Source organism: Variovorax paradoxus (assembly GCF_030815855.1).
In the GTDB taxonomy this organism is placed as follows: domain Bacteria; phylum Pseudomonadota; class Gammaproteobacteria; order Burkholderiales; family Burkholderiaceae_C; genus Variovorax; species Variovorax paradoxus_M.
Genome location: NZ_JAUSXG010000001.1, coordinates 2,248,323 through 2,261,761 on the forward strand (window position 1 = coordinate 2,248,323; position 13,439 = coordinate 2,261,761).

General features: G+C 64.9%; 10 protein-coding genes. 5 read left to right on the plus strand and 5 right to left on the minus strand.

Features of this window, described 5'->3' with window-relative positions:
• The first annotated feature begins 1 nt into the window (after nucleotide 1).
• Nucleotides 2-4,036: a phosphoribosylformylglycinamidine synthase gene (gene purL, locus QFZ42_RS10525; protein WP_307700899.1), complete on the plus strand. Its 4,035-nt coding sequence runs from the start codon at nucleotides 2-4 to the stop codon at nucleotides 4,034-4,036.
• Between the two features lie 83 nt (nucleotides 4,037-4,119).
• Here the strand turns inward: purL and QFZ42_RS10530 are convergent, their stop codons facing one another.
• The 5 genes from QFZ42_RS10530 to QFZ42_RS10550 form a co-directional block, all read right to left on the minus strand.
• Entirely contained in the window at nucleotides 4,120-4,905 is a 786-nt protein-coding gene (locus tag QFZ42_RS10530) for a peptidylprolyl isomerase (protein WP_307700900.1), read from the minus strand.
• Nucleotides 4,906-5,059: 154 nt separating this feature from the next.
• Nucleotides 5,060-5,341, minus strand: coding sequence for a BolA family protein (locus QFZ42_RS10535; protein WP_307700901.1), 282 nt, complete (start codon nucleotides 5,339-5,341; stop codon nucleotides 5,060-5,062).
• Nucleotides 5,341-5,883, minus strand: coding sequence for a septation protein A (locus tag QFZ42_RS10540; protein WP_307700902.1), 543 nt, complete (start codon nucleotides 5,881-5,883; stop codon nucleotides 5,341-5,343). Before QFZ42_RS10540 ends, QFZ42_RS10535 begins: the two co-directional genes overlap by 1 nt.
• Before the next feature lie 24 nt (nucleotides 5,884-5,907).
• Nucleotides 5,908-6,318, minus strand: coding sequence for a peptide-methionine (R)-S-oxide reductase MsrB (gene msrB, locus QFZ42_RS10545; protein WP_307700903.1), 411 nt, complete (start codon nucleotides 6,316-6,318; stop codon nucleotides 5,908-5,910).
• On the minus strand, nucleotides 6,315-7,805 hold the full coding sequence (locus QFZ42_RS10550) for a protein adenylyltransferase SelO (RefSeq protein WP_307700904.1): 1,491 nt from the start codon (nucleotides 7,803-7,805) through the stop codon (nucleotides 6,315-6,317). Before QFZ42_RS10550 ends, msrB begins: the two co-directional genes overlap by 4 nt.
• A gap of 153 nt (nucleotides 7,806-7,958) precedes the next feature.
• On the opposite strand from QFZ42_RS10550, the gene QFZ42_RS10555 reads away from it, so the two are divergent.
• The 4 genes from QFZ42_RS10555 (at nucleotide 7,959) to QFZ42_RS10570 (ending at nucleotide 13,435) form a co-directional block, all read left to right on the plus strand.
• A complete protein-coding gene (locus tag QFZ42_RS10555) occupies nucleotides 7,959-9,602 on the plus strand; it encodes a 3-(methylthio)propionyl-CoA ligase (protein ID WP_307700905.1) in 1,644 nt (547 codons plus the stop codon).
• Nucleotides 9,603-9,732: 130 nt separating this feature from the next.
• Nucleotides 9,733-10,962: a branched-chain amino acid ABC transporter substrate-binding protein gene (locus QFZ42_RS10560; protein ID WP_307700906.1), complete on the plus strand. Its 1,230-nt coding sequence runs from the start codon at nucleotides 9,733-9,735 to the stop codon at nucleotides 10,960-10,962.
• Nucleotides 10,963-11,163: 201 nt separating this feature from the next.
• The gene (locus tag QFZ42_RS10565; protein ID WP_307700907.1) at nucleotides 11,164-12,402 is read left to right on the plus strand and encodes a branched-chain amino acid ABC transporter substrate-binding protein; all 1,239 of its coding nucleotides are present in this window, start codon (nucleotides 11,164-11,166) and stop codon (nucleotides 12,400-12,402) included.
• 79 nt (nucleotides 12,403-12,481) lie between these two features.
• Nucleotides 12,482-13,435: a branched-chain amino acid ABC transporter permease gene (locus QFZ42_RS10570; protein WP_307700908.1), complete on the plus strand. Its 954-nt coding sequence runs from the start codon at nucleotides 12,482-12,484 to the stop codon at nucleotides 13,433-13,435.
• The last annotated feature ends 4 nt before the right edge of the window (nucleotides 13,436-13,439 follow it).

The following is a 13,439-nucleotide window of genomic DNA, read 5'->3' on the forward strand; positions in this document are numbered from 1 at the left end:
CGTGACGCAGCCTGCATCTCAAGCCCTTCCCGTCGTAACCTTTTTCGAGGGCGGCAGCGCGCTCAGCGACTTCCGCGCGCGGCAGCTGCTGCCCAAGCTGCAGGCCATCGAGCCGCGCATCGAGGGCATCGCCGCGCGTTTCGTGCACCTGGTGGTCACCGACGCAGCCCTGAGCCCGGCCGACCACGAGCGTTTTGCCGCCTTGCTGACCTATGGCGAGCCCTTCGAGGCACTGGCCAAGGGGGGCGCCTCGGTGGTCGTCACACCCCGCCTGGGCACCGTGTCGCCCTGGGCTTCCAAGGCGACCGACATCGCCCACAACTGCGGCTTGGCGCTGCGCCGGGTCGAGCGCGTCACGCAATACCACCTGAAGCTCAAGGCCCCGCTGATCGGCAAGGCGCCCGTGCTCGAAGGTGACACGCTCGCCGCCGTGGCCGGCCCGCTGCACGACCGCATGACCGAATCGGTGCTGGCCACCGTCGAGCAGGCGGCCAGCCTGTTCAGCGAACTGCCGGCCCAGGCGATGGCGCAGGTCGACGTGCAGGCCGGCGGCCGCGAGGCGCTGGTGGCCGCCAACACCGGCTTCGGCCTGGCGCTGGCCGAGGACGAGATCGACTACCTGGTCGAGGCCTTCACCCGCCTGGGCCGCAACCCCAGCGACGTCGAACTCATGATGTTCGCGCAGGCCAACAGCGAGCACTGCCGCCACAAGATCTTCAACGCCCAGTTCACCATCGACGGCAAGGCGCAGCCCCAAAGCCTGTTCTCGATGATTCGCCACACTGAGAAGCAGAACCCGCAGCACACGGTCATCGCCTACGCGGACAACGCCTCGGTGATGGAAGGCGCGACCATCGAGCGCTTCGTCGCGGCCTCGGATTCGCAGAGCTATCAAAAAGATAGCGCCCTGAGCCACGTGCTGATGAAGGTGGAGACGCACAACCACCCGACCGCCATTTCGCCGTTCCCCGGCGCCTCGACCGGCGCGGGCGGCGAGATCCGCGACGAAGGCGCCACCGGCCGCGGCTCCAAGCCCAAGGCGGGCCTGACGGGCTTCACCGTCTCCAAGCTCTGGCCGGAAGAGGGCCACTACGGCAAGCCCGAGCACATCGCGAGCCCGCTGCAGATCATGACCGAGGGCCCGCTGGGCGGCGCTGCGTTCAACAACGAATTCGGCCGGCCCAACCTGCTGGGCTATTTCCGCGAATACGAGCAAACCGTATCGAGCGACCTCGACACCGTGCAGCGCGGCTACCACAAGCCCATCATGATCGCGGGCGGCCTCGGCAGCATCGACGCCACCCAGACCAAGAAAATCCTTTTCCCGGCCGGCTCGCTGCTGATTCAGCTCGGCGGCCCCGGCATGCGCATCGGCATGGGCGGCAGCGCCGCGAGTTCGATGGCGACCGGTGCGAACGCGGCCGAACTCGACTTCGACTCGGTGCAGCGCGGCAACCCCGAGATCGAACGCCGGGCGCAGGAGGTCATCAACCACTGCTGGCAGCAGGGCGCGGCCAACCCGATCCTCGCGATCCACGACGTGGGCGCGGGCGGGCTGAGCAATGCCTTCCCCGAACTGACCAACGACGCCGGCCGTGGCGCGCGCTTCGACCTGCGCGCCGTGCCGCTCGAAGAGTCGGGCATGGCGCCGAAGGAAATCTGGTGCAACGAAAGCCAGGAGCGCTATGTGCTGGCGATCGCGCCGGAATCGCTCGAACAGTTCAAGGCCTTCTGCGAGCGCGAGCGCTGCCCGTTCTCGGTGGTGGGCGTGGCGACCGAAGAGCGCCAGCTGCTGGTGGCCGACGAAGGCGCGGCCGTGCAGCCGGTCGACATGCCGATGGACGTGCTGCTCGGCAAGCCGCCCAAGATGCACCGCGACGTGAAGACCGTCGCGCGCAGCTTCAAGCCGCTCGACCTTACCGGCGTCGATTTGCAGAAGGCCGCCATCGAGGTGCTCGCGCACCCGACCGTGGCGTCCAAGCGCTTCCTGATCACCATCGGCGACCGCACCGTGGGCGGCCTGAGCCACCGCGACCAGATGGTCGGCCCGTGGCAGGTGCCGGTGGCCGATTGCGCTGTCACGCTGGCCGACTACAAGGGCTTCGCCGGTGAAGCCATGAGCATGGGCGAGCGCACGCCGCTTGCCGCGCTCGACGCACCGGCCTCGGGCCGCATGGCCGTGGCCGAGGCCATCACCAATCTGCTGGCCGCACCGATCGAACTCTCGCGCGTGAAGCTCTCGGCCAACTGGATGGCCGCTTGCGGCGAGCCCGGCGAAGACGCTGCGCTGTACGAAACCGTGAAGGCCGTGGGCCTGGAGCTGTGCCCGGCGCTGGGCGTGTCGATCCCGGTCGGGAAGGATTCGCTGTCGATGCGCACCCAGTGGAAAGACGGTGGCGAAGCCAAGAAGGTCACGTCGCCCGTCAGCCTGATCGTCACTGCTTTCGCTTCGCTCGCCGATGTGCGCGGCACGCTCACGCCGCAGCTCGATGCAGAAGAACCCGACACCACGCTCGTGCTCGTCGACCTGGGCCACAGCCAGCACCGCATGGCCGGCAGCATCCTGGCGCAGACGCTCAACCAGAGCGGTGATACGGTGCCCGACCTCGACGACCCGGCGCAGCTCGTGGCGCTGGTCCATGCCGTGAACGCGCTGCGCGCCGACGGCAAGATCCTCGCGATGCACGACCGCAGTGACGGCGGCCTGTTCGCCACCGCCTGCGAAATGGCCTTTGCTGGCCATGTCGGCGTGGCGCTCAATGTCGATATGCTGGTCACCGAAGGCGACGGCATCTCCGACAGCCGCATGGAAACGGGCGACGCCAAGAATTGGGCGCAGCAGGTCAGCGCGCGGCGCGAGGAGCTCACGCTCAAGGCGCTGTTCAACGAAGAGCTCGGCATGGTGCTGCAGGTGCGCACGGCCGAGCGCAACGAGGTGATGCAGGTGCTGCGCGCCCACGGCCTCAGCGCACACAGCCATTTCGTCGGCAAGACGCGGCCCGCAAGCTCGACCATGGATGCCGGCAAGGGCAAACTCGAAGTCTGGCGCGATGCCAAGTCGGTGTTCAGCGCAAGCTTGCACGACCTGCACCAGGTGTGGGACTCGGTCAGCTGGAAGATCGCCCGCGAGCGCGACAACCCGGCCTGCGCCGATGCCGAGCACGCTGCGGCCGGTGAACCTTCAGACCCCGGCATGCACGTATTTCTCCCTCTCCCTCCGGGAGAGGGCAGGGGTGAGGGCCGCAGCCTCAACGCCCCCGCCATCCTTCAGAACCGCCCCAAGGTCGCCATCCTGCGCGAACAAGGCGTCAACTCGCACGTCGAGATGGCCTACGCTTTTACCGAAGCCGGCTTCGAGGCCTACGACGTCCATATGACCGACCTGCAGACGGGCAGGGCGGACCTCGCCAACTTCAAGGGCGTGGTCGCCTGCGGCGGCTTCAGCTACGGCGACACACTGGGCGCCGGCATCGGCTGGGCGCGCAGCATCACCTTCAACCCGAAGCTCGCCGAGCAGTTCAAGGCCTTCTTCGGCCGCCAGGACACCTTCGGCCTGGGCGTATGCAACGGCTGCCAGATGTTCGCCGAACTGGCCGACATCGTTCCGGGTGCCGAGGCCTGGCCGCGTTTCACCACCAACCAGAGCGAACGTTTCGAGGCGCGCCTGTCGATGGTCGAAGTGCTCGAATCGCCAAGCCTCTTCTTTGCGGGCATGGCCGGCAGCCGCCTGCCGATCGCGGTGGCGCACGGGGAGGGGTATGCCAACTTCAAGCACCGCGGCGACGCGGCCAAGGCCATCGCGGCAATGCGCTTCGTCGACAACCACGGCAGGGCCACTGAGCAGTACCCGTTCAATCCGAACGGCAGTGCCGGCGGCCTGACCTCGGTGACCACGCCCGACGGCCGCTTCACCGCCGTGATGCCGCACCCCGAGCGCGTGTTCCGCAACATCCAGATGAGCTGGACGCCGGGCGACAAGAGCGAGCTGAGCCCATGGATGCAGATCTGGCGCAACGCCCGCCGCTGGGTGGGTTGATCATCGCCTGAAGGCTGTTGCGGCAGCCCCATAAAAAAACGGCCCGCGGGCCGTTTTTTTGTGGAGAGAAGAAAGCCTGGGGCTTACTCGACCTTTGCCTTCGCGCGCAGTTCTTCCTGGTACTTCTGCAGGCGCTGCTGCTGCAGCTGCTGCGTGATCTGCGGCTGCACTTCTTCCAGCTTCGGCAGTTGCGCCTGGCGGATGTCGTCGACGCGGATGATGTGATAGCCGAACTGCGTCTTGATCGGCGCAGGGGTCGTTTCGCCCTTCTTGAGCTTGATCATCGCTTCCGAGAACTCGGGCACGAAGCTCGCGGGGTTGGCCCAGTCGAGGTCGCCGCCGTTGGCGCCCGAACCCGGGTCCTTGCTCTGCTTCTTGGCGATGTCTTCGAACTTGGCGCCCTTCTTCAGGTCGGCCATGATCTTCTTGGCCTGGTCTTCGGTCTCGACCAGGATGTGGCGGGCCTTGTATTCCTTGCCGCCGTTGGCCGCCACGAACTTGTCGTATTCGGCCTTCACGTCCGCGTCCGAGACCGGGCTGGTCTTGCGGTAGTTCTCGAACAGCGCGCGAATCAGGATGGCCTGACGGGCGAGTTCGAGCTGGTTCCTGTAGTCGTCGGTGGCGTCGAGGCCCTGCTTCTGCGCTTCCTGCATGAACACTTCGCGCGCAACGATTTCTTCGCGCAGCTGGCCCTGCATTTCCGGTGTGACCGGGCGGCCGGCCGCGGTCAGCTGCTGGGCCAGCACGTCCATGCGCGCCTTGGGCACGGGCTTGCCGTTGACGATGGCCGCGTTCTGTGCCACGGCCGCCAGGGGAATCGCACCGAGCAGCGCTGCGGCCGCAACGGCCTGCAAGAGTTGTTTTTTCATGGAATGAATATCAGGCTGAAGGGAAATGCGCGTGTAGGAAAAGCGCGTGGGAAAAAGCGGAAAAGGCGAAAGAACGAAGAGAAATCGGGAGGGGCGGCGCCGCCGCGGCGAAAGCGGCGTGGCATTTGATCGGTCGGTTCACCGATCGAACGACTCAGAGCACCTCGATGGCAATGGCGTGCAGACCCTGGGCGATAAAAACCTGGAGGGCATCATACACAAGCCGATGGCGCGCCACGCGGGGCTTCCCGTCGAAGAGCGGGGAAGCAATGCGAACCCGGAAATGGGTGCCGTAGCCCTCCGCATTGGCGCCTGCATGGCCCGCGTGGGCGCTGCTCTCGTCGATCACCTCGAGGGTGGTGGGCTGCAGCGTCTGGCGCAGCGTCTCCTCGAGGGCGCGCGCCGTGGGCGGGGGGTGTGCGGTCGCGGTGCTCATCATGCAGCGGGCTTGTCGTCGCTCTTGAGGTGCGGCGAGATGTACAGGCCCTGCGCCACCAGGAAGACGATCGGGAACACATAGCCCCACAGCTTGAAGTTGACCCAGGCCTCGGTGGTGAAGTACGCCGCCACGTAGCCGTTGATGAGCGCCATGAACAGGCAATAGCCGATCCACGCCACATTGAGGCGGCCCCAGATGCGGTCAGGCAGTTGGAGTTGCGAGCCGAGCAGCATCTTGAGAAAGTTCTTCTTCAGCGCCCAGAGCGCCACCGCCAGCGCAATGGCCATGGCACCGTAGAGAACCGTCGGCTTCCATTTGATGAAGCGGTCGTCATGCAGCACCAGCGTGAGCGTGCCGAACAGCAGGATCAGCACCAGCGTGGCCTTTTGCATGGCCTGCAGCTTGCGCTCCAGCGCATACGTGATGCCCATCTGCACCACGGTGGCGCCCATGAGCACGGCCGTTGCGGTGTAGATGTCGCCCAGCTTGTAGGCGCCGAAGAACAGCAGGATCGGGAAAAAATCGAGAAGCAGTTTCATGCGCTGTAGGGAGCCGGTTGGTGGTTATTTCTTCTGGAAGTCGAGCGAGGCCGAGTTCATGCAATAGCGCAGACCGGTTTCGGTGGGGCCGTCGGGGAACACGTGCCCCAGGTGCGCGCCGCAATTGGCGCAGACGTTTTCGGTACGCACCATGCCGTGCGAACGGTCGACGATGTTCCTGATGGCGCCCGGCACGGCTTCTTCCGAGAAGCTGGGCCAGCCGCAGCCCGCGTCGAACTTGGTGGAGGCCTCGAACAGCTTGGCGCCGCAGCAGATGCAATGGTAGGTGCCGTCCTCCCAGTGCGCCTCGTACTTTCCGGTGAAAGGGCGCTCGGTGGCTGCATGCCGCGTCACCTCGAAGGCGGCAGGTTCGGCGCCTTTTTCAGCGAGCAGGGCTTTCCATTCGGCATCGGTTTTCTGTACGGGAGTGGTCATGATGAGCAGCTGATTTCGATCGTGGAGGCCCAGTCGGGCGGGAAGCCGGCATAGGCGTCGGCACCGGGATGTTCTTCAAATGGGGTCTCGAGCAGGGTCAGCAAGGTTGCCACACCCGAGAAGTCCTTCTGCGCAGCCGCTTCGATGGCTTGCTGCCCCAGGTGGTTCCGCAACACGAACTTGGGGTTGGATCCGAGCATCGAATCGGCAGCTTCCTGCCGAGGGGTTTGCGCGTGCCGCTCCGAAAATAATAGCAGCCATGCATCGAAGCCCGCGCGGTCCAGGAACAGGTCGCGCACCGGCTCGGCGTTGCCGTCCGCCACGTGCTGCGAAAGGCGGCGCCAGAAGATCGTGTAGTCGACCTTTTCCGCGGCCAGCAGCTTGAGCACGCCCTCGATGAGCGCGCGGTCGCCGTCGGCCGAATCGAGCAGTCCGAGCTTGGCCCGCATGCGGCCCTCGAATTCGCGCGGAAACACCGTCTTGTAAGACTCCAGCGCGGCCACCGCGATTTCCTGGTCGCCGATCAGCGGCAGCAGCGCCTGCGCCAGGCAGAACAGGTTCCAGTAGGCCACGTTGGGCTGCTGGTTGAAGGCGTAGCGCCCGCTGGTGTCGCTGTGGTTGCAGATGTGCCGCGGATCGAAGGCGTCCAGGAACTGGAACGGCCCGTAGTCGATCGTGAGCCCGAGGATGCTCATGTTGTCGGTGTTCATCACGCCATGGCAGAAGCCCACGGCCTGCCACTGCGCGAGCAGGGCGGCCGTGCGTTCGCTCACGGCCTCGAGGAACGCCGCATACGCGTTGCCGTTGAAGCGCCCGGTGGTGCGGCAAGCCGGGTAGTAGCGGTCGATGACGTAGTCGGCCAGCTTGCGCAATGCGTCTTCGTGCTGGTTGGCGGCAAAGTGCTCGAAATGGCCGAAACGGATGAAGCTGGGCGCCACGCGGGTCACGACGGCGGCGGTTTCGAGTTCTTCGCGCCGCACGCGCGCATCGGAGCCCGTCACGCAGAGTGCGCGGGTGGTCGGAATGCCCAGGCCGTGCATCGCTTCGCTGCACAGGAACTCGCGGATGCTGGAGCGCAGCACGGCACGGCCGTCGCCCATGCGCGAATAGGGCGTGCGGCCGGCACCCTTGAGCTGGACTTCGAGCCCGCCTTGGCCTTCACCTGCGGTTTCGCCGAGCAATATGGCCCGGCCATCGCCGAGCTGGCCGGCCCACACGCCGAACTGGTGGCCGCTGTACACGCTGGCCAGCGGCCGCGCGCCCGCCACGGGCAGGTTGCCGGTCAGCGCCTGGAGCGCGCCTTCGCTTCGCCAGCCTTCGGGCAAGCCGAGTTCGCGCGCCACGGTGTCGCTGTGGCCCACCCAATAAGGGTCGGGAAGAGGGGTCGGCCGGAGTTCGGTAAAAAACTCGGGCCCGAGGGTGGAAAACCCCGGCGTCCACCGCAGGCCGAGGTCCACCACGGCCGAATCTTCTGCAAGCAAGCTCATGCCCGGATTGTCCGGCAGAGCGCGAAACCCCTTTTCCAAGGGGCCATCGAGCGGTCAGTGCGGGTTTGTGTCGTTGTGCGAATGGCCGAAGATTGCGTGAATCCGTTGTCCGCAAAGTTTTTAGCAGCCATTCACAAAAAGAGGAGCCTGTAGATGCTGGGTTTGATGCAAGACCAACCGCTCTTGATCTCGTCGCTGATCGAGTTCGCCGAGCGCCACCATGGCGACGCCGAGATCGTTTCGCGCCGTGTCGAGGGCGATATCCACCGAAGCACCTGGAGCCAGATCGCATCCCGTTCCCGGCAGGTGGCCAATGCGTTGGACGGCGAACAGCTGCTCTTCAGCGATCGCGTCGCCACCCTGGCCTGGAACGGCTACCGTCACCTGGATCTGTACTACGGCGTCAGCGGCACGGGCCGGGTGCTCCACACCATCAACCCGCGCCTGCACCCCGATCAGATCGCATGGATCGCCAACCACGCCGAAGACCAGATCCTGTGCTTCGACCTGAGCTTTCTGCCGCTGGTGCAGGCGGTGCATGCCAAGTGCGCCACCATCAGGAAATGGGTGGCGCTTTGCGACGCAGACAAACTGCCGGCCGACAGCGGCATTCCGGATCTCGTGAGCTACGAGGCCTGGATGGGCGGGCAGCCCACCGAGTACGACTGGCCGACCTTCGACGAGAACTCCGCCTCGAGCATGTGCTACACGAGCGGCACCACCGGCAACCCCAAGGCCGCGCTCTACAGCCACCGTTCCACGCTGCTGCACGCGTACGCCGCGGCCTTGCCCGACGTGATGCGCATCTCGGCGCGCGACGCGGTGCTGCCCGTGGTGCCGATGTTCCACGTCAACGCCTGGGGCATTCCGTATTCGGCCGCGCTGGTGGGCGCCAAGCTGGTGTTCCCCGGCCCGGCGCTCGACGGCAAGTCGGTGTTCGAACTCATCGAGACCGAAGGAGTGACCTTCGCGGCCGGCGTGCCCACCGTGTGGCAGATGATGCTGGGCCACATGCAGGCCAACGACCTGAAGTTTTCCAGGCTCGACCGCACGGTGATCGGCGGTTCGGCCTGCCCGCCGGCCATGATCCGCGCGTTCCAGGATATCTACAAGGTCGAGGTGCTGCATGCCTGGGGCATGACCGAGATGAGTCCGCTCGGCACGCTGTGCACGCTCAAGAACAAGCACCTGGCCATGCCGGCCGACGCGCAGCTTGCCATCCGCCTCAAGCAGGGGCGCGCGATCTGCGGCGTGGACATGAAGATCGTCGACGGCAACGGCAAGGAACTGCCCTGGGACGGCAAGGCCTACGGCGATCTGCTGGTCAAGGGTCCATGGGTCGTGAAGGAATACTTCAAGGGCGAGGGCGGCGATCCGCTCATCGCCGACGAGCAGGGCCGCGGCTGGTTTCCCACCGGCGACGTCGCCACCATCGACCCCGACGGCTACCTGCAGATCACCGACCGCAGCAAGGACGTGATCAAGTCCGGCGGCGAGTGGATCAGTTCGATCGAAATCGAGAACATCGCGGTGGCGCACCCCTGCGTCGCCATGGCGGCCTGCATTGGCGTGGCGCACCCCAAGTGGGACGAGCGCCCGGTCATCGCCGTGGTGAAGAAGCCCAATGCGGAAGTCACGTGCGAGGAGCTTCTCAAGTTCTACGAAGGCAAGACAGCCAAGTGGCAGATTCCCGACGACGTGGTGTTCGTCGAGGCCATCCCGATCGGGGCGACCGGAAAGATCCTCAAGACCAAGCTGCGCGAGCTGTTGAAGGACTACAAGCTGCCGACGCCCTGATCGCGCTGTCGCGCACGCGATAGGAAGGCCGCCTTCGCGGCCTTCCTTGCGGGCATTCCCTGTGCGGGGAAGAAAGGGGCGCTTGTACGCTGCATCCCGCCTCTTTCGCCTTTCATTCAGGAGACTCTTCATGCAATTTGTCCTCAAGTCGGTCGCTGCCTGTGCCATGTTGGCGAGCGCGACCGCTGCCTTCGCCCAGAAGGGCGAGACCGTCAAGATCGCCTGGCTCGATCCGCTGTCGGGCCTGATGGCCGCGGTGGGCACGAACCAGCTCAAGACCACGCAGTTCCTGGCTGAAGAGTTCAACAAGAAGAATGCATCGGGTGTGAAGTTCGAGATCATCGCGATCGACAACAAGCTCAGCCCGCAGGAGACCACCGCCGCACTTCGCTCGGCGCAAGACCAGGGCGCGCGCTACATCACCCAGGGCAACGGCTCGGGCCCGGCGCTGGCGATCATCGACGCCGTCGAGAAGAACAACGCGCGCAATCCCGGCAAGGAACTGCTCTACCTGAACTACGCGGCCGTCGACCCCGACCTCACCAACAGCAAGTGCAGCTACTGGCACTTTCGCCTCGACGCCGACACCTCCATGAAGATGGAAGCGCTGACCACCTGGATGAAGGACCAGCCCGACATCAAGAAGGTGTACATCCTTGGCCAGAACTATGCGCACGGCGTTCAGGTGTCGAAGTTCGCCAAGGAAGACCTGAAGATCAAGCGCCCCGACATCCAGATCGTGGGCGACGACCTGCACCCGCTCGCGCAGGTGCGCGACTTCTCGCCCTATATCGCCAAGATCAAGGCCTCGGGCGCGGACACCGTCATTACCGGCAACTGGGGCTCCGACCTGTCGCTGCTCATCAAGGCGGCGAACGATTCGGGCCTGGACGTCAAGTTCCTCACCTACTACTCGTTCGGCACCGGCACTCCGACGGCCATGGGCGCCACCTCCGTCGGCAAGATCTACACGGTGGCGTATGGCCACTACAACATGGGTGGCGAGATCCAGAAACTGCTTGCCGGCTACAAGAAGAAGATGAACGACGACCTGACGCAATCGTCGATCTATCACACGTTCGCGCTGCTCGACGCCGCCTTCGTGCAGGCCAAGTCGACCGATCCGGTCAAGGTGGCGGCGGCGCTCGAAGGCATGAAGATCAAGAGCTTCAACGGCGAGGTAGAGATGCGCAAGGCCGACCACCAGCTGCAGCAGGGCCTCTACATCTCGCGCTGGGAGAAAGCCAGCGCCAAGTTCCCCTATGACGCCGAGAACACCGGCTACACCAACGTTCCAGTGAAGTACTACGAGTCGTATGTGGCCAGCACGCCGACGACCTGCCAGATGAAGCGCCCCTAGGCGCCCTTGTGAACGCATTTCCTACCCGTGGGTAGAAGCTGTCTACCCATGGGTAGGAATAGGAGAAATGCGCTGTCGCCTGCGCGATAGAAACGGGCCTTTGCGGCCGCCCCCTCCGGGCATTCCCTGAGGGGAGGGGCTGCGAACGCTTGTACGCTCGTGCGAGGCTTTTTGATTCGGTTTGACCAGGAGAAATAGATCGTGAAGTTCACTCTGAAAATCGCTACCGCAGCCATCCTTGCCGCAGCCGCCACCGGCGCTCTGGCCCAGAAGGGTGAGACCGTGAAGATCGCCTGGCTCGACCCGCTGTCGGGGCTGATGGCGGCCGTCGGCACCAACCAGCTCAAGACCTTCCAGTTCCTGGCCGAAGAGTTCAACAAGAAGAACGCGGCCGGCGTGAAGTTCGAGGTCATTGCCATCGACAACAAGCTCAGCCCGCAGGAAACCACCAGCGCGCTGCGCTCGGCCATGGACCAGGGCGCTCGCTACGTGGTGCAGGGCAACGGTTCCGGTCCCGCGCTCGCCATCATCGACGCGCTCGAAAAGCACAACGCCCGCAATCCGGGCAAGGAAGTGCTCTACGTCAACTATGCGGCCGTCGATCCCGACCTCACCAACAGCAAGTGCAGCTACTGGCACTTCCGCCTCGACGCCGACACTTCCATGAAGATGGAAGCGCTGACCGCCTTCATGAAAGAGCAGACCGACATCAAGAAGGTCTACCTGATCAACCAGAACTACTCGCACGGCCAGCAGGTCTCCAAGTTCGCCAAGCAGAACCTCAAGGACAAGCGGCCCGACGTCGAGATCGTCGGCGACGACCTGCACCCGCTGGCCCAGGTGCGCGACTTCTCGCCCTACATCGCCAAGATCAAGGCTTCGGGCGCCGATTCGGTCATTACCGGCAACTGGGGCTCCGACCTTGCGCTGCTCATCAAGTCGGCCAACGACTCGGGCCTGAATGTCAAGTTCTACACCTACTACGCGGTGACGACCGGCACGCCCACCGCCATGGGCGCGGCCTCGGACGGCAAGGTGTACCAGGTGGGCTACAGCCACTACAACGCGCCGGGCCCGGTCCAGCCGCTGATGGGCGAGTACAAGAAGCGCTTCAACGACGACATGTACACCACCGACATCTACACGGTGTACGCCATGCTCAGCGAGGCCTTCGTGCGCACCAAGTCGACCGAGCCCGTCAAGGTGGCGGCCGCGCTGGAAGGCATGAAGTTCAAGAGCTTCAACGGCGACGTCGAGATGCGCAAGTCCGACCACCAGCTGCAGCAAGGCCTGTGGATCACGCGCTGGCAGAAGGCCGACGCCAAGAACCCGTACAGCCCGGAGAACACCGGCTACACGCTGGCGCCCGTCAAGTTCTACGAAGCCTACGTTGCGAGCACGCCCACGTCGTGCCAGATGAAGCGGCCCAACAACTCGTGATCGCCTGATCGCGCGCTGACCGGTCGAGGCCCGACTTCACCACTCGGGCCTTTTTCTTTTCCACGTACCCGAAAGACCGATGAACGTCGAATTCTTCGTCATCTCGCTGCTCAACGGCGTCAGCTATGGGCTGCTGCTGTTCATGCTGAGCTCTGGCCTTACGCTGATCTTCAGCATGATGGGCGTGCTCAATTTCGCGCACGCCAGCTTCTACATGCTCGGCGCCTACATCGCCTACACGCTGTCGAACATCATCGGCTTCTGGCCCGCGCTCTTCATCGCGCCGCTGCTGGTGGGCCTGCTGGGTGCCGCCTTCGAGCGCTACAGCTTGCGCCGGGTGCACAAGTTCGGCCACGTGCCCGAACTGCTGGTGACCTTCGGCCTTTCATACCTGATTCTGGAACTGGTGCAGCTGGCCTGGGGCCGGTCGACGGTGCCCTACGGCTTGCCGACCCAGCTCCAGGGGCCGCTGTTCTCGCTCTACGGCACGCAGTTTCCGAAGTCGCGCTCGTTCATCATGCTGGTGGCGGTGCTGATGCTCATCTCGGTGTGGCTGCTGCTCACGCGCACGCGCATCGGCCTGGTGATCCAGGCGGCGCTCAAGCACCCCGATATGGTCGAGGCGCTGGGCCACAACGTGCCGCGCGTCTTCATGCTGGTGTTCGGCGGCGGCGCCGCGCTCGCGGGCCTGGCGGGCGTGGTGGGCGGCAACACCTACGTCACCGAGCCCGCCATGGCGGCTTCGGTCGGCTCGATCATCTTCGTGGTGGTCGTGGTCGGCGGCATGGGCTCGCTGGCCGGCGCATTCCTGGCGTCGCTGCTGATCGGCATCATCCAGACTTTTGCGGTGGCCATGGACCAATCGTTTGCCGGCGGCCTGCAGATGCTGGGCTTTACCGTCACCGACCAGACCTTCGGCTACGAACTGCTCAAGCTCACGATCTCGCAGGTTGCGCCGATCCTGCCGTACCTGTTCCTGGTGCTGATCCTCATTTTCCGGCCCAAGGGTCTTCTGGGTACCCGGGAGGACTGACGCC